This is a genomic window from Pseudomonas sp. GW821-FHT01E05 (assembly GCF_059422425.1).
In genome coordinates this window covers 185,926-202,993 of sequence record NZ_JBWKWW010000007.1, presented here as the reverse complement: position 1 = coordinate 202,993, position 17,068 = coordinate 185,926, and the positions used below count along the sequence as shown (strand labels likewise).

General features: G+C 60.9%; 14 protein-coding genes and 1 pseudogene. 8 read left to right on the top strand and 7 right to left on the bottom strand.

Annotation, left to right across the window (positions count from 1 at the left end; all coding sequences use genetic code 11):
* Positions 1–162: 162 nt before the first annotated feature.
* From AC07W5_RS17520 to AC07W5_RS17500, 5 genes are all read left to right on the top strand, one after another.
* Positions 163–1,239: an ATP-NAD kinase family protein gene (locus AC07W5_RS17520; RefSeq protein ID WP_495023942.1), complete on the top strand. Its 1,077-nt coding sequence runs from the start codon at positions 163–165 to the stop codon at positions 1,237–1,239.
* A gap of 2 nt (positions 1,240–1,241) precedes the next feature.
* Positions 1,242–2,219, top strand: coding sequence for a thiamine pyrophosphate-dependent dehydrogenase E1 component subunit alpha (locus AC07W5_RS17515; protein WP_494992785.1), 978 nt, complete (start codon positions 1,242–1,244; stop codon positions 2,217–2,219).
* A gap of 33 nt (positions 2,220–2,252) precedes the next feature.
* The gene (locus AC07W5_RS17510) at positions 2,253–3,272 is read left to right on the top strand and encodes an alpha-ketoacid dehydrogenase subunit beta (protein WP_494992786.1); all 1,020 of its coding nucleotides are present in this window, start codon (positions 2,253–2,255) and stop codon (positions 3,270–3,272) included.
* Positions 3,269–4,381: an acetoin dehydrogenase dihydrolipoyllysine-residue acetyltransferase subunit gene (locus tag AC07W5_RS17505; RefSeq protein ID WP_495010768.1), complete on the top strand. Its 1,113-nt coding sequence runs from the start codon at positions 3,269–3,271 to the stop codon at positions 4,379–4,381. The genes AC07W5_RS17510 and AC07W5_RS17505 overlap by 4 nt, the downstream gene beginning before the upstream one ends.
* Positions 4,382–4,471: 90 nt before the next feature.
* Positions 4,472–5,536 carry a 2,3-butanediol dehydrogenase gene (locus AC07W5_RS17500; protein WP_495010925.1) on the top strand — a complete coding sequence of 355 codons (1,065 nt, stop codon included), beginning with the start codon at positions 4,472–4,474 and terminating at the stop codon, positions 5,534–5,536.
* Positions 5,537–5,614: 78 nt separating this feature from the next.
* Here the strand turns inward: AC07W5_RS17500 and AC07W5_RS17495 are convergent.
* From AC07W5_RS17495 to AC07W5_RS17465, 7 genes and pseudogenes are all read right to left on the bottom strand, one after another.
* Positions 5,615–5,731, bottom strand: a pseudogene (locus AC07W5_RS17495) (SAM-dependent methyltransferase); the annotation flags it as partial.
* 169 nt (positions 5,732–5,900) lie between these two features.
* Positions 5,901–6,689: an amino acid ABC transporter ATP-binding protein gene (locus AC07W5_RS17490; protein ID WP_495023941.1), complete on the bottom strand. Its 789-nt coding sequence runs from the start codon at positions 6,687–6,689 to the stop codon at positions 5,901–5,903.
* A gap of 17 nt (positions 6,690–6,706) precedes the next feature.
* A complete protein-coding gene (locus tag AC07W5_RS17485; protein ID WP_495023940.1) occupies positions 6,707–7,948 on the bottom strand; it encodes an NAD(P)/FAD-dependent oxidoreductase in 1,242 nt (413 codons plus the stop codon).
* A 49-nt stretch (positions 7,949–7,997) separates the two neighbouring features.
* Positions 7,998–8,708, bottom strand: coding sequence for an ABC transporter permease (locus tag AC07W5_RS17480; protein WP_495023939.1), 711 nt, complete (start codon positions 8,706–8,708; stop codon positions 7,998–8,000).
* Positions 8,705–9,424, bottom strand: a complete 720-nt coding sequence (locus tag AC07W5_RS17475; protein ID WP_494992792.1) for an ABC transporter permease — start codon at positions 9,422–9,424, stop codon at positions 8,705–8,707. Before AC07W5_RS17475 ends, AC07W5_RS17480 begins: the two co-directional genes overlap by 4 nt.
* 112 nt (positions 9,425–9,536) lie before the next feature.
* On the bottom strand, positions 9,537–10,292 hold the full coding sequence (locus AC07W5_RS17470; RefSeq protein WP_495010766.1) for a transporter substrate-binding domain-containing protein: 756 nt from the start codon (positions 10,290–10,292) through the stop codon (positions 9,537–9,539).
* Positions 10,293–10,304: 12 nt separating this feature from the next.
* Positions 10,305–11,180, bottom strand: a complete 876-nt coding sequence (locus AC07W5_RS17465) for a MurR/RpiR family transcriptional regulator (protein WP_495023938.1) — start codon at positions 11,178–11,180, stop codon at positions 10,305–10,307.
* Positions 11,181–11,626: 446 nt separating this feature from the next.
* Here AC07W5_RS17465 and AC07W5_RS17460 point away from each other — a divergent pair, with 446 nt between their 5' ends.
* The 3 genes from AC07W5_RS17460 to nahK all read left to right on the top strand — a co-directional run bounded on the left by AC07W5_RS17460 (position 11,627) and on the right by nahK (position 16,959).
* On the top strand, positions 11,627–12,811 hold the full coding sequence (locus tag AC07W5_RS17460) for a porin (RefSeq protein ID WP_495023937.1): 1,185 nt from the start codon (positions 11,627–11,629) through the stop codon (positions 12,809–12,811).
* Between the two features lie 421 nt (positions 12,812–13,232).
* Entirely contained in the window at positions 13,233–14,396 is a 1,164-nt protein-coding gene (gene nosP, locus AC07W5_RS17455; protein WP_495023936.1) for a nitric oxide-sensing protein NosP, read from the top strand.
* Positions 14,326–16,959, top strand: coding sequence for a hybrid sensor histidine kinase/response regulator NahK/ErcS' (gene nahK, locus AC07W5_RS17450; protein WP_494992797.1), 2,634 nt, complete (start codon positions 14,326–14,328; stop codon positions 16,957–16,959). The genes nosP and nahK overlap by 71 nt, the downstream gene beginning before the upstream one ends.
* The last annotated feature ends 109 nt before the right edge of the window (positions 16,960–17,068 follow it).

Genomic DNA, 17,068 nt, shown 5'->3' with positions numbered 1-17,068 from the left:
CCTCTCTAGTTCGGGCGTTTTCAGCGACTTACAGCGTTATGGCATCGGCCTTGCTCTAGCCCAGGCAACCATAACAATAACGAGAGGTTCCTTTATGTCCCACTGCCGATCCGTTTCCCTGGGCTGCTCCCGACCTGGCTGTTCGACTGTCCGGGTTACGCCATGAGCCGTGCGCCATTGACGGTGGGGATCATTGCCAATCCGGCGTCGGGTCGAGACCTGCGGCGGTTGACCGCCAATGCCGGGCTGTTTTCCAGCACCGACAAGGTCTCAGTGATTCAGCGTCTGCTAGCTGCATTCGGTGCTACTGGCGTCGAGCAGGTGCTGATCCCCACCGACATGACCGGCATCGCCGCGGCAGTGCTGAAGAACAGCCAGGGCCGACAGGCACGCGCCAGTCATTGGCCAGCTCTGGAATTTCTCGATATCACCCTGCGCCAGAGCGTCGAAGACACCCGCAAGGCGGCGCGTTTGATGGCCGAGCGCGGCGTGTCGCTGATTGCCGTCCTGGGCGGCGACGGTACCCACAAAGCGGTGGCGGCCGAGATTGGCGATATCCCGTTGCTGACCCTGTCCACCGGCACTAACAACGCCTTTCCCGAATTGCGCGAAGCCACCAGTGCCGGTCTGGCTGGCGGGCTTTTCGCCAGCGGGCGGATTCCTCCCGAGATTGCCCTGCGACGCAATAAACGCCTGTTAGTCCGCGAGCCCACCCGAGGTGTGTGCGAATGGGCATTGGTGGACGTTGCAGTGTCGTCGTTGCCGTTTATCGGCGCTCGGGCGATCAGCCGCGCAGCGGACCTGGCGGAGGTTTTCGTGACTTTCGCCGAGCCCCAGGCCATCGGGCTTTCGGCGCTGTGCGGCTTGTGGTTTCCGGTGTCCCGCCAGGCCCCGGGCGGAGCCTGGATGCGTCTTGATCCGCAATCTTGCGAGGCGTTGCTGGTACCGCTGGCGCCTGGTCTGTTGCAAGGCTGCGGGGTACTCGCCGCCGGCAGCCTGGAGCCGGGCGTCGCCCATTGCCTGTCGTTGCCCAGCGGCACCCTGGCCCTGGATGGCGAACGGGAAATCGAGTTCAACGCCCATGACCGGCCCACCGTCACCCTCGATGCCTGCGGCCCGCTGAGCATCGATGTAACCGCCGCACTGGCCTACGCGGCGCAACGCCGACTGCTGTCCATCGGCCGTGAACACCCGCAACACCCCATGAATCTTTCGACTCGAGACAACCCTGGAGAATAAAAATGTCGACACACCTGTCCGCTGATCAATTGCTGCATGCCTACAAGGTGATGCGCACCATCCGCGCTTTCGAAGAGCGCCTGCACGTGGAGTTCGCCACCGGCGAGATTCCCGGTTTTGTCCACCTCTACGCTGGCGAAGAAGCCTCCGCTGCCGGGGTCATGGCCCATCTTGGCGATGACGATTGCATCGCCTCAAACCACCGTGGCCACGGTCATTGCATCGCCAAAGGCGTCGATGTGGACGGGATGATGGCCGAGATCTACGGCAAGAAAACCGGGGTCTGCCAAGGCAAGGGCGGCTCCATGCATATTGCCGATTTCGAGAAAGGCATGCTCGGCGCCAACGGTATCGTTGGTGCCGGAGCACCCCTGGTAGTCGGCGCGGCGCTGGCGGCCAGACTCAAGGGCACCGACAGCGTGGCGGTGGTGTTTTTCGGTGACGGCGGCTCTAACGAAGGCGCGGTGTTCGAAGCGATGAACATGGCTTCGGTGTGGAATCTGCCATGCCTGTTCATTGCCGAGAACAACGGTTATGCCGAGGCCACGGCGTCCAACTGGTCAGTGGCCTGCGATCACATTGCCGACCGTGCCGCCGGGTTCGGCATGCCTGGGGTCACGGTGGACGGTTTCGACTTCTTCGCCGTTCAAGAAGCCGCCGGCGCCGCCGTCGAACGTGCCCGCGCCGGCGAGGGTCCGTCGCTGATCGAGGTCAAATTGACTCGCTACTACGGCCATTTCGAGGGCGATGCCCAGACCTATCGGGCCCCTGACGAAGTGAAGCATTTTCGCGAGCATAACGACTGCCTGATGCAATTTCGCGAGCGCACCACTCGGGCCGGGCTGGTCGATGCCAGCCAACTGGACCAGATCGACGATGAGGTCGAGCGGCTGATCGAAAACGCGGTGCGCAAGGCCAAATCCGATCCCAAACCGACGGCGGCCGACCTGCTCACCGACGTTTACGTCTCCTATCCCTGAACGCCCCCAATAACAAGAATCGAGACCTTCATCATGGCGAGAAAAATCAGCTATCAACAGGCAATCAATGAAGCTCTGGCCCAGGAAATGCGCCGCGACCCCAGTGTATTCATCATGGGCGAGGACGTGGCGGGTGGCGCCGGTGCCCCCGGTGAAAACGACGCCTGGGGTGGTGTGCTCGGGGTCACCAAAGGGCTTTACCACCAATTTCCCGGACGGGTACTGGACACTCCCTTGTCCGAACTGGGCTATGTCGGTGCTGCTGTCGGCGCTGCGACCTGCGGTGTGCGGCCGGTATGCGAGTTAATGTTCGTCGACTTTGCCGGCTGTTGCCTGGACCAGATCCTCAATCAGGCGGCGAAATTCCGCTATATGTTCGGCGGCAAGGCCTCTACGCCGCTGGTCATCCGCACTATGGTCGGCGCCGGCCTGCGGGCGGCCGCTCAGCACTCGCAAATGCTCACCTCTCTGTGGACCCACATCCCCGGCTTGAAAGTGGTCTGCCCGTCGTCACCCTATGACGCCAAAGGTTTGTTGATCCAGGCGATTCGCGACAACGATCCGGTGATTTTCTGTGAGCACAAGATGCTCTACAGCATGCAAGGCGAGGTGCCGGAAGAGCTCTATGCGATTCCTTTTGGCGAGGCCAACGTCCTTCGCGATGGCAAGGACGTAACCCTGGTTTCCTACGGCCGCACGGTCAATCTGGCGATGGACGCGGCCCGCAGTCTGGCGGGGCGCGGTATCGACTGCGAGGTGATCGACCTGCGCACCACCAGCCCGCTGGATGAGGACAGCATCCTTGAAAGCGTGGAAAAGACCGGACGCCTGGTGGTGATCGACGAAGCCAACCCGCGCTGTTCGATGGCCACCGACATTTGCGCACTGGTGGCGCAAAAAGCCTTTTCGGCCTTGCGGGCACCGACCGAAATGGTCACCGCGCCGCATACTCCGGTGCCGTTCTCCGACGCCCTGGAGGACCTGTACATCCCTGACGCGGCGAAGATCGAAGCCGCGGTGCTCAAGCTCATCGAGTGGAGGACGCGCCCATGAGCCAGATCCACACCCTGACCATGCCCAAGTGGGGGCTGTCGATGACTGAAGGGCGGGTCGACGTCTGGCTCAAGGAGCAGGGCGATGCCATCGTCAAGGGCGATGAAGTGCTCGATGTGGAAACCGACAAAATTTCCAGCAGTGTCGAAGCGCCGTTTTCCGGGGTATTGCGACGCACCATTGCGCGTCAGGACGAAACCCTCTCGGTCGGTGCCTTGCTCGGCATCATCGTCGAGGGAGAAGCCAGTGAGGAAGAAATCGACGCGGTGGTCGAGCAGTTCCAGGCCAGCTTCGTGCCGGGAGATGCTGGTGATGAAGACAGCGGGCCAGCACCGCAAAAGATCGAGCTGGACGGGCGCATCATTCGCTATTTCGAGCGCGGAGACGGCGGCACGCCGCTGCTATTGATACATGGCTTCGGCGGCGATCTGAACAACTGGATGTTCAACCACGAAGCGCTAGCCGCCGGGAGACGGGTGATCGCACTGGATCTGCCGGGCCACGGCGAGTCGGGCAAGACGCTATTGCGCGGTGACCTTGATGAATTGAGTGAGGTGGTACTGGCGTTACTTGATCATCTGGACATTAAGGCCGTGCATCTGGTCGGGCATTCCATGGGCGGGGCGGTGTCCTTGAACACTGCGCGGCTTGCAGCACAGCGGGTGCGCTCGCTGACCCTGATCGGCAGCGCTGGTCTGGGGGCGCAGATCAATGGCGATTACCTGCAAGGCTTCATTGACGCGACCAACCGCAACGCGCTCAAGCCACAACTGGTGCAATTGTTCTCCAATGCAGAATTGGTGAACCGTCAGATGCTCGAAGACATGCTCAAGTACAAGCGACTGGAAGGTGTCGATAGCGCCTTGCGCCAACTAGCCTCGACGCTGTTCGCCGCAGGGCAACAGCAGGTCGACCTGCGTGCAGTGGTGCAAGACGGACCGCAACCGGTGCTGCTGATCTGGGGCAGCGATGACGCGATCATTCCGGTTGCGCACACCGAGGGTTTGTCAGCGCAGGTCCAATTGCTCCCGGGCCAGGCGCACATGGTGCAAATGGAAGCGGCGGAGCAGGTCAACCGGCTGATTCTCGACTTTGTGCAACAACACTGACGGCGTCCCCGGCTGCCTTCGCGGCAGTCGGGACTGAGCGATTTCAAGGAGAAACGATCCATGAGTCTTTCAAGCAAGCAAACCCGCAGCATGCGCGCAGCCGTCTGGCATGGCCGCAACGATATCCGCGTGGAAGACGTGCCGCTGCCCATCGCGCCACCTGCCGGCTGGGTGCAGATCCGCGTGCAGTGGTGCGGCATCTGCGGCTCCGACCTGCATGAATACGTTGCAGGGCCGGTGTTCATCCCGGTAGACGCACCGCACCCGCTGACCGGGATCAAGGGCCAATGCATTCTCGGCCATGAGTTCTGCGGTGAGATTGTCGGGATGGGTGCCGATGTAAACGGCTTCACGGTCGGTGAGCAAGTGGCCGCCGATGCCTGTCAGCATTGCGGCACCTGCTACTACTGCACCCACGGGCTGTACAACATTTGCGAGAACCTGGCCTTCACCGGGTTGATGAACAACGGTGCCTTCGCCGAGCTGGTCAACGTCCCGGCCAACCTGCTGTACAAACTGCCGGCCAACTTTCCCGCCGAAGCCGGCGCACTGATCGAGCCGCTGGCGGTAGGCATGCATGCGGTGAAAAAAGCCGGCAGCCTGTTGGGTCAGAACGTGGTGGTGGTCGGCGCCGGGACCATCGGCCTGTGCACCATCATGTGCGCCAAAGCGGCCGGAGCCGCCCAGGTCATCGCCCTGGAAATGTCCAGTGCGCGAAAGGCCAAGGCAGTGGAAGTCGGCGCCAGCCACGTGCTGGACCCCAACCAATGCGACGCACTGGCCGAAGTTCGGCGCCTGACCGGTGGCCTGGGCGCGGACGTCAGCTTCGAATGTATCGGGAACAAACACACGGCCAAACTGGCCATCGATCTGATCCGCAAGGCAGGCAAATGTGTGCTGGTGGGCATCTTCGAAGAGCCGAGCGAGTTCAACTTCTTCGAGCTGGTAGCCACCGAGAAACAGGTGTTGGGGGCCTTGGCCTACAACGGCGAATTTGCCGATGTGATCGCTTTTATTGCCGATGGCCGGCTGGATATCACGCCACTGGTGACCGGGCGAATCAACCTGGAACAGATCGTCAGTCAGGGCTTTGAAGAACTGGTCAACAACAAGGAGCACAACGTAAAGATCATCGTGTCGCCGAATACACTCTGATCGGTTTGAAACGCTGGAAGCGTCGATGGCCTATGCGGGCCATCGCACGTTCTTCTCACAGAGGGGCAATGGGACTGTTCAGCCCTCTTTGCAGGTAATCCAGGCGCCCCAGAACAGGCTGCTGAAAAATCGTGTAGCGGTGCCAAAACCTGCATCGTTGAGCAATTGCTGTATCGCGGCTTCGGAATGTATAGGAGCGAGCTTGCTCCGGGCGGCGTTCCGACGATGGACCTGAGGGCGACGCGTCTATCCAACAAACACGCGTCATCGTTAACGTCATCGCGAGCAATCGAGCGTCGACCGGCTGCTCCTACAAAGGCTGCGTTCGCTTAACTGACCGGCATTAGCCGATCCCGGCCCCGTCTCAATGCACAATCTGCGCAAGAAACGCTTTGGCCCGTGCGCTCTTCGGCGCGCCAAAGAAGTCATTCGGCGGTGCATCCTCGATGATTTTTCCGCCGTCCAGAAACAGCACCCTTTCAGCTACTTGCCGGGCGAAGCCCATTTCGTGGGTGACGCAGAGCATGGTCATGCCGCTGCCGGCGAGTTTGACCATGACGTCGAGGACTTCACTGACCATTTCCGGGTCCAGCGCTGAGGTCGGCTCGTCGAACAGCATGATTTTCGGTTCCATGCACAGCGCCCGGGCGATGGCCACGCGCTGTTGCTGGCCGCCGGAGAGTTGGCTGGGGTATTTGTCGGCCTGGTTTTCGATGCCGACTTTGTTGAGGTAGTTGCGCGCCAGTTCTTCGGCTTTTTTACGCGACAGGCTGCGTACCGACATCGGCGCCAGGGTGCAGTTGTCGAGGACGCTCATGTGCGGGAACAGGTTGAAGTGCTGGAACACCATGCCTACTTCGCTGCGCACTTTGGCGGCTTGGCGGGTGTTCTGCGACAGGTCGGTGTTGTCGATCAGGATGCTGCCTTTTTCGGCGATTTCCAGACGGTTGATGCAGCGGATCAAGGTCGACTTGCCGGAGCCGGATGGTCCGCAGAGGACGATGCGTTCGCCTTCGCGGACTTTCAAATCGATACCGTGCAGCACATGGAAGGCGCCGTAGAACTTGTCCAGCCCGCTGATATCGACCACGACTTTGCGGGTATCGGGGGCAGCGAACACAGGGGGTTGCAGCAGGGCAGTACTGGTTTGCATGCTCAGGTCTCCAGCAATCAATGGAAGCGATCGGCGCTGTAGGGCGCCGGGTCGGTAAACGGCATGCTGCCGGTCATCATTTCAGCCAGCAGGCGACCGCTGACCGGACCCAGGGTCAGGCCGTGGTGAGCGTGGCCGAAGTTGAACCACAGCCCCGGGTGGCGACTGGCCGGGCCAATCACCGGGCACATGTCCGGCAGGCACGGCCGGCGACCGAGCCAGGGTAGGGCATCGAGGCGTTCGCCCAGCGGGTAGAAGTGCCGGGCATGCTCTTCGCAGCGGCGCAGCTGGATTTCATTGATCGGGTCATCGCTGTAGGCAAACTCGATGCCGGTGGTCAAACGAATGCCGCGCACCATCGGCGCCAGCACGTAGCCGCCCACCGGATCGAGAATAGGGTGATGCAAATGCGTGCCGGGCTTGGCCGCGTAGTGCATGTGGTAGCCGCGCTTGATCGCCAATGGAATGCGATAGCCCAGAGGTTCGAAAAGATCTCGGGCCTGGGGGCCGAGGGCGATCACTGCCTCGTTGCCGGTGATCAGGCCCTTGTCGCTTTGCACCTGCCATTGGCCGTTGTTTTGGCGCAGGGTCAGTGCGTCGCCAAGGACGAAGGTTCCACCGCGGTTTTTGAACAGCTCGGCGTAACCCCGGGTCAGGCCGCCCGGATCGCTGACGGTCTTGGGGTCCAGCCAGTGCAGGCCCCCGATAATGTCGGCATGCAGCCCGGATTCGCGCTGGTGGATCTGCTGTTGGTCGAGGACCACATAGTTCAACCCGTACTCGCTCAGATCCAAGGCATCCTGTTGGGCCTTTTCGAATGCGGCCGGATCGCGAAAGGCTTCGATCCAGCCGTCGCCTTGAATCAGTCCGGTCATGCCTGCCGGTTCCGCCAGCAGGTCATGTTCGCTGACGCAGCGCTCCACCAGCGGCAGCATGGCGCGGGTGGCCGCGGCCAGTCCTTTGGGGCCAGAATGGCGCCAGTACTGCAGCAACCATGGGCCGGCCTTGGGCAGATGGCGCAGGCTGTAGCGCACGTCGGACTGTTGGTTGAGGCCGTAGCGCAGCAACTTCGAGAACTGGCGCGGGAACGCGTAGGGGATCACGCTGGCGCGCTCGATCAACCCGGCGTTGCCGTGGCTGGTACCGTTGCCCGGTTGCTGGCGGTCGAGCAGCAGCACTTTGCGGCCGCGAGCCTGCAAATGTAACGCCGTGCTGACGCCGACAATCCCGGCGCCAAGAACAATGGTTTCGCAATGCATGGATAGATCCTTGGTACACGGGCAGCGATGGCCGCCCGGGAAAGTCGGTTCAGTTCAAATGACGGCCCAGGCGGCCTTCGATCAGTTTCAGGCTGCGTCGCACCACTTCAACGATCAGCAGATAAAGCACCGCGGCCCACAGGTAGATCTGGAAATCGAAGCTGCGGGAAAAGGCCAGCTTGGTCACGCCCATCAGGTCGTAGATGGTCACCAGCGAGGCAATGGCGCTGGCCTTGATCATCAGGATCAGCTCGTTACCCAGCGGCCCGATGGCCACCAGCAACGACTGCGGCAGGATGACTTTGCGAAAGGTCGTCCAGCGCGACAGGCTCAAGGCTTTCGAGGCTTCGCGCTGGCCCTGGGCGACCGCCAGGAGGCTGCCACGCAGAATTTCGGCCTGATAGGCCGCAGTGTTCAGCGTGAACGCCAGCAATGTGCAGAACCAGGCATCACGGAAGAACCACCACAGACCGACGTCCTGCCAGAAACTTTTGAACGAACCCAGGCCGTAATACAGCATGAACAGCTGCGCCAGAAGCGGCGAGCCACGGAAGAAGTACCCGTAGGCGCCGGTAAAGCTGCGCACAAAACGGTTGCTCGATAGCCGGCCCAGGGCGATCAGCAGGCCGAGCAGGGCGCCCAGCGTGAAGGAAATCGCTACCAGTTTGCCGGTCACCAGCAACCCGTCGATAAAGCGCGCCCCATAGCGCTCGATCAGTTCGGGGCTGAGGAACAGGTTCAGCACATCATCGAAGCTCATGGCCGGGCACTCCGTTGATGGCGGCTGAAGTACTGCTCGAGAAAGTGGAACAAGCGACCGGACAGTGCCGAGAAAAACAGATAACCGAAGCAGGCCACGGCGTAGAAAAACATCGGCTCCTTGGTCACGCTGACGGCCAGGTTGGTCTGACGCATCAGGTCGACCAGTGAAATGGTCGATACCAGCGAGGTGTCCTTGAGCAGCGATAGCCAGTTATTCGACAGACCCGGCAGGGCAATGCGCGCCAGTTGCGGGAGCACGACTTTGCGAAAGGTGGTGCGCTTGGACAGCCCCAGTGCTGCGGCCGCTTCGAACTGCCCCTTGGGCACGGTCTTGAAGGCACCGAGCCAGATCTGGCTGGAAAATGCGGCGAACACCAGGCTGAAGGCGATCATCGCGGCAACGAAGGTGTTGATCGTCACTTCGGTCTGATAGCCCATTGCGGCGAGAATCTTCTGCGCGGCGATCTGGCAACCGTAATAAATGATCAGCAGCGTCAGCAGCTCGGGTAGCCCACGGAATACGGTTGAAAACGCTGTGGCCCAGACCCGCAGCCAGCGTCGTCTGGAGCGCGCCGCCAGCGCCACACCCAGGCCCAGCGGCAAGCCGATCGGCACACAGCTGAGGGCCAGGGCGATGGTCACCACAGCACCGGCCAACAAGGCCGAACCCCAACCGCCGCTGGCAAAAGATAACAGTGACAGATGTTCGAACATGCCCGAACCCTCTCGCGAAATTAAGCCTGCACGCCGCCGACGCGCTCACACGGAGCGCGGGGCAGGGGTGCCGGAGAAGAAGGTCCAGAGCCAGCGCCCTGGACCTGAGGGATCAATAGATATCGAAGGCGAAGTAGCGGCTGGAGATCTTTTTATAGGTGCCGTCAGCGACGATTTCATCCAGCGCCTTGTTGAAGCGCTCACGCAGGGCATCGTCACCCTGGCGCACCGCGATGGAGGCGTCGGCGGTGGTGCCGTTGACGTCACCAATGATCTTGCAGCAGTCCTTGCCGGTACTTTGAGCCCAGGCCACCAACGGAAACTTGTCGGCAATCACCCCGTCAATTCGACCGGAGACAAGATCACTGTTGGCTTCGTCCAGCGTCGGATAGAACTTCACATCGGCACCGGCCGGGCCGTAATGCTCTTCGGCGTAGATCGCCTGGGTCGAGGAGGACTGGGCGCCGACCGACCGGCCTTTGAAGCTGGTCTGGGCATCGGTGATGTTCGAGTCCTTGGCCACGGCTATCGACAGCGGCGTACGGTAGTAGTGATTGGTGAAAGCGATCTTCTTTTTGCGCTCATCGGTGGCAATCATCGAGGCGACCACCGCATCGTATTTCCTGGCCATCAACGCCGGGATGATGCCTTCCCAGTCCTGAGCGACGATCGTGCATTCAACCTTCATTCGCTCGCACAGGACGTTGGCGATGTCGACGTCAAAGCCGTGGAGTTTGTTGTCCGAGTCAACGTAGTTGAACGGCGGGTAGGCACCTTCAGTGGCGATTTTCAGCACTTCAGCCTGGGCGCCCGATACACCGGCGATGACCATTGCACACGCACTTGCAAAGCGAATGACGTTTTTCATCTAACACCTCGATTATTGTTTTGGTCCTGGTGAGGATGTGTATCCAACAAACTCGTTATGTAAGGCAGCGGTTGCTTCAAGACGTTTTTCGACTTCGGGGCCCAACTGCTTGCACACCTCGTTGACCAACAGGTGCACCAGCGACAGCATCGACGCCGTGGACTCCCAGAACAGATTGAACTCGGTGGGTACGCGGAACACTTCGTCGGCGTTTTGCTCGGCCCAGTCGCAGAAGGTGTCGGTGACCAGGGTGACTGCAATCCCGGTTTCACGGGCCTTGCGGCACAGGTTCAGGGCGTGACGGGAATAACGCCGGGCTTCGAACACCACCAGCGCGCACTCCTCAGGGTTACTGAGCAGCACGTCGGCGAAATGCCCGGCGGCGCCGTCCACCAGTTGCACGCCGTCGCGCAGGTACTGCAGCAGATGGACCATGGACGCGGCGATGCCGCGCTCAGTCTGGAATCCGGCAACAAATACCTTGCGCCGAGTGGCCAGGCGCTGGCTGACGGTTTGCCAGGCCGGGGTCAGGCTGTATTCGTAGACTTTCATCAGCGCGCCGACTTCCAGTTCGAAGCTGCGCGGCAAGCCTTCAGGGCTCTGGCTGGACTGCTGACGGAACTCCTGCAAACGGTCACCCACCAGCCACGGACCTTCGCCCAGGTCGACTTTCAGGTCGTTTTTCAGGTCTTTGAAATGGCTGTAACCGATGGAGCGGCAGAAGCGCCCGACGGTGGATTCGCTGACGCCCAGCCTGGCGGCGATATCGGCCGAGGTCTGGAACGGTAACTCGTAGAGGTTGGCCAGCATGTAATTGGCGATCGCCCGGCCCGAGGCGGAGGCGGTCGACAGGCTACTTTCAAGACGTTGTTTGATGGGCTGGCTCAAGGCTGTTTCCTGTTGTTATTCAGCGCTTGGAGCAGAAGGTGAATGTTTTCTGTCATTAAGTCAATATTTGACAGAAAACTGGCATTAGTGATGGCTTCCGTAGCAGCTGCCGAAGGCTGCGTCCGGCTGCGAAGCAGTCGTGAAATCAGACAGCGCGGTGTTTCAGGTTAACCGTGGACATAGGGTTTACGACTGCTGCGCAGCCGAACGCAGGCTTCGCCAGCTGCTACGGGGAGCGGCGACGGGTTAGTCGGTCATCCCATTGGCAAGCCCGTGCAAGCCTTAAGTCTCGTACCTCTTGGCAACCCGGTCTTACACCGAATTTGCCGGGCCGCTCCCGCCCAATCCAAAGCACCTGCCTATTGCCGCCAAGGCAGCATATAAGCCGGCGCACCGCCTTTTGATAATCGCCTCCGACATTTCGTCCCCCGTTTGCGGAGCGCGCCATGCACAACAATAAGAAATTCCAGCACTGCTTCTTGCCTGCCTTGATTGTCAGCTTTTCGACCCTGGGCGTCAGTTCGATGGCCGAAGCCGAAATCATGCTATACGACAAGGATCAGACCACGTTCTCCACCGATGGCTACATCAACGCCTTTTACGTCAACAGCAAAGTCGACCGCGCCGGCGATCAATTCGATCGGCGCCAGGCGCGGGTGAAGATGGGCTTCTTGCCCAACTACCTGGGCTTCAACATGGGCAAGCAAGTCGACGACTTGAAGCTCGGTGCGCGGGCGTCGTTCTGGGTAACCATCAACGACAGTCAAACCAACGGCACCGACACCGCCATCGATGTACGCCAGTTCTACGGCACCGTCGCCAACCCCGAGTGGGGTGAAGTGCTGATCGGTAAAGACTTCGGCCTGTTCGCTCGCTCCAACATCCTGCTCGACGAAATGCTTGCCGGTTACGGCCAGGTCAGTGACAGCCTGGGGCTGGTGGATGGCGGCGGGGTGTCGTTCGGCAACATTGGCACCGGTTACCCGTACCCGTTTCCCACCTCGCAAATTACCTACCGCACACCGCTCATGGACGGCTTGCGGGTTGCGGTAGGGATCATGGATCCGGTGGACACCAACGACAGCAGCGCACTGGGCAAGGCCCATCAGGAAAACCCACGGACCGAGAGCGAGATCACCTACCAGTTCGATGTCGCCGGGGCGAAGATCTACAGCTGGGTCAACGGCAGTTACCAGACCTCGGACAACACCGACTCCACGGTCAAGTCGGTGACCTCCAAAGGCGTCGGTTACGGCGTGCAGGCGAAGATGGGCGGTTTGTCCCTGACCGGCTCGGGCTTCCAGGCCAAGGGTATCAACCCGTTCTTCACCAACAACGCCGGCAAAGCGACGTTGCGCGAAGTCGATAGCGACGGCTATCTGCTACAGGGCTCCTACAAGCTCGGTAAAAACCGCCTCGCGCTGTCCTATGGCAAGACCAACGACGATGGCAACGGTGTGGTCGGCAGTGGTGCGGACTACGACACTCGGGGGATAGCGCTGTTCCATGGCGTCAATGACAACCTCAAGCTGGTGGCCGAGTACAACCAATTCAAAATCAACGGGCACGACACCGTTGCCCAAAATGAACACACCGATACCTTCGCCGTGGGAGCGGTGTTGACCTGGTAACCCGACCGGATCTGCCCGCGCTGCGCGCATCGCGGCGTGGTGCCGATAAGGAATCTCTGACTCCGTACATCCCCCCGTAGCAGCTGCCGAGCCCGCGAGGCTGCGTTCGGCTGCGCAGCAGCCGTAAAATCAGGCACTGCGGTCTTTCAGACAAACCGTGGAATCAGGATTTACGGCTGCTGCGCAGCCGAACGCAGCCTCGCGGGCTCGGCAGCTGCTACGTGAGCCGGGCGCGGCCTTCGACAGCAGCCCCTACAGTTGGTCTCAGGTTTGCGGCCCTGTGGCGGGGGTGCTCAGGTTTGCTGTCAGCCACCCGCACTTCATCCCATGGAACCGCCTACCCGCTACCCAAGTAGCATACGGGCCGCGTCGCTGGCTTCGTACACTCATGGCTCAGACAGCGCACCTGCGGGAGGCGAATATGCAACAGGGCCAGGCCGATGGCGTCGTCAGTGCAATGTCCCAGGCCTGCGATGCTCAGGAGGCCGCCCAGGATCTGGCGCGGCAACTGCTGCATCCGCATTTGGGTTTCGTACTGTTCTTTTGTTCCGCCGAGTACGACTTGCAGGCCCTGGGCCCGGCCTTGCAACAGAGCTTTGGCGGAATCCGCCTGGTGGGTTGTACCAGCGCCGGAGAAATCACTCCCAATGGCTATGGCCGGGGCTGCATCACCGCGGTGGGTTTCGATCACCGGCATTTTTCCATCGCCATCGAGCTGATCGATCAGATGGAGCATTTGAGCCTGATCGATGCCCAGCAAATGGTCGAACGTCTGGTGGGCGACTGTCGCAGCAATACCCTGGCGCCGATCAAGGGCAACAGTTTCGCGCTGACCTTGCTCGATGGCCTGTCCAGCCGCGAGGAAATGGTCCTTGCGGCGCTGAGCGCAGCCCTCGGCGACATCCCGCATTTCGGCGGCTCGGCCGGCGATGACAACTACCTGACCCATACCCATGTGTATTTTGGCGGCGAGTTCCACAGCGGTGCTGCGGTGGTGGTGCTGGTCAATACCTGGCTGGACTTCGAGGTCTTCACCACCCATCACATCCTGCCGCGCGAAGAGAAACTGGTGGTCACCCGTGCCGACAGCGCCTCGCGCCGGGTCTACGAGCTCAATGCCGAGCCTGCCGCCGAGGAATACGCCCGACATATCGGCGTACCGGTGGCCGAGCTCGATCACCGGGTGTTCGCCGCCCATCCACTGGCGGTGCGCATCAATGAGCAGTATTACGTCAGGGCCATTCAGCAGGTGCACCCGGACCTGAGCCTGAGTTTCTATTGCGCAGTGGAAAACGGCATCGTGCTCACCGCCATGACCCCCGGGCCGCTATTGCCGAACTTGCAGACGCTGTTCGAAGGCCTTGAGGCGCGTCTCGGCACGTTACTGCTGACGATAGGTTGTGACTGTTTCCTCAGGCGTCTGGAGCTCGAAGACAACGGCAGCCTTGAGCAAATCGGCGCCTTCCTGCGCGAGCAGCGGGTGATGGGCTTCAACACCTACGGAGAACAGTTCAATGGCATGCACATCAACCAGACCTTCACCGGCGTTGCCATTGCTCGAAACCGGCCCCCCGTCAGCCGCTGATCTCTACGAACAGATCGCCCGGTTGCAGCATGAAAACCGCAAGCTGCAACGGATCAACGGCGCGCTGATCGAACGGATCGAATCCGGGGGGACCCGTGGCAACGATCCGTATTCGGCGTTTCAGCATTCGGTGGTGCTGGCCGAACAGGTACGCGAGCGCACCGATGCGCTGAATCAGGCGATGGCTGAACTCAAGGCCGGCAATCATCTGCTCAGCGAAGCCCGGCTGCGGGCGGAAACCGCTCACCGGCACCTGATCGATGCGATCGAAAGCATCTCCGACGCCTTCGTGTTGTTCGACGAAAATCAGCGCATTGTGCTGTTCAACAGCCGCTTCAAGGCGTTCTGGGCCAATAGCCGGATACGGATCATTGCCGGGATGCGGCTGGCCGAGGTCAAGCGATTGATGACCGGCACCGGCCTGTTCAACGAAGAGCCGCGAGGGCATGCCGATGAACATTTGCTCTATCGGTTGCATAACGGTCGCTGGTTGCAGGTCAGTGAACGGCCGACTCAGGAAGGCGGGCGGGTGATCCTCTTCACCGATATCACCGAAGTCAAACTCAGCGAAACCGTGCGCCGTGAGCAGGCTGTGGCGCAAAAATCCCACTTGCTGCAGCGCGCCGTCGACAACCTGTCTCAGGGCGTGGCGATGGTTAACGCCGAGGGCGTGCTGGAGTTATGGAATCGTCGATTCCTCGAGTTGAGTGGCCTGGCGCCGGTGGCGGCCCATCGGCTTTTTACCGAAGTGATTGGCGACAGCGAGTTAAGCCTGCTGACCCCTGCCAGCCGCGATGCCAACGGGCGGATCGTCCATGAGTGCGAACAGCGGCTCTACGATGGGCGAGTGCTGGAAATCCGCACTCATCCGTTGCCGACCGGCGGTTTCGTCAACACATTCACCGACATCACCGAGCGTTACCAGCACGCCGAAGCCCTCAGCGAGAGCGAACGCTGGATTCGCCTGATCACTGACCATGTGCCAGCGCTGATCGCCTACCTGAATGCCGATCTGGTCTACGAATTCACCAACAAGGTCTATGAACAATGGTACTGCTGGCCACGCGGCGTGATGCTCGGCCAAAGCCTGCGCGAGGTCCACAGCGAAGAGCATTACCAGCGTCTGGAATCCTATGTGGCGCGGGCGCTGGCCGGGGAGAGTGTGACGTTCGAGTTCCCCGAAACCAACATCAACAATCAGGAGCGCTACATGCTGCGCTCCTACGTGCCGAACCGCCTGGCCACTGGCGAGGTGGTGGGAATTTTTGTGTTGATCCGCGACATCACCGAGCGCCGACGCACCGCCGAGGCGCTGCATCAGGCTTATCAGAACCTTGAAGTGCGGGTTCGCGAGCGCACCGCCGAGCTGACCACCCTCAATGGTCAATTGCTGCGCGAGATCGATGAGCGCAGTCGCGTCGAATCGCGATTGCGTGAGGCAAAGCTGGAGGCGGAACAGGCCAACCTGTCGAAAACCAAATTTCTCGCCGCGGTCAGCCACGACCTGTTGCAACCGCTTAACGCCGCGCGGCTGTTCACCAGCGCGCTGCTCGAACGCCGCGAACCGGTGGCCAACGCCGCTCTGGTGCGCAACGTCAGCAACTCATTGGAGGACGTGGAGAATCTACTGGGTACATTGGTGGATATCTCCAAGCTCGATGCCGGGGTGATCAAGGCCGATATCGCACCGTTTGCCCTCAGCGAGTTGCTGGAAAACCTGGCGGCCGAGTACGCCCAGGTGGCCCGCAGCGAAGGCCTGCAACTGCACTTCGTGGCCAGTTCGGCGCTGGTGCGCAGCGACATTCAGTTGCTTGCACGGATTTTGCGCAACCTGTTGAGCAACGCTATTCGTTACACCGTCCGTGGCCGCGTGGTGCTGGGCTGTCGTCGGCATCGTCAGCGGCTGTCGATTGAGGTCTGGGACAGCGGGATGGGCATCGAGGACAATAGGCTGGAAGAGATTTTTCAGGAGTTCAAACGCGGCGATGTGCAGCGGCCGAATCAGGATCGTGGTTTAGGGTTGGGTCTGGCGATCGTCGAAAAAATCGCCGGCATTCTCGGGCACCGGATCACCGTGCGCTCCTGGCCGGGCAAGGGTTCGATGTTTGCCGTCGAGGTGCCACTGACCCACAGTGCACCGAAGGTTGCGCCGCAGTTGCCCATAAGCGAGCCGATGCTGGAGCGCTTGCATGGGGCGCGGATCTGGGTGCTGGACAATGACGCGGCGATTTGCGCAGGAATGCGCACGCTGCTGGAAAGTTGGGGTTGCCACGTGGTGACGGCACTCTCGGAAGAAGACCTGGCGCGCCAGGTGGATAATTACCACGCCGAGGCTGAACTGCTGATCGCCGACTACCACCTGGACCATGGCAAAAACGGCGTCGATGCCGTGGCGCTGATCAATGCCCGGCGCGCATCACCCTTGCCGGCCCTGATGATAACTGCCAACTACAGCAACGAACTGAAACTGCAAATGCGCGAGCTGGGCCATACCTTGATGCACAAACCGGTACGGCCGATGAAGCTGAAGATGGCGATCAGTCATTTGTTGGGGCGGCCGTGAGACGCGCCGCGTAACTTGTGGTGGGGCATTGCCCTGCCCCTGTAGGAGCGCAGCTTGCTCGCGATGGACGTTAACGAAAACGCGTGTTTTCTGAATAAACACAGCGCCC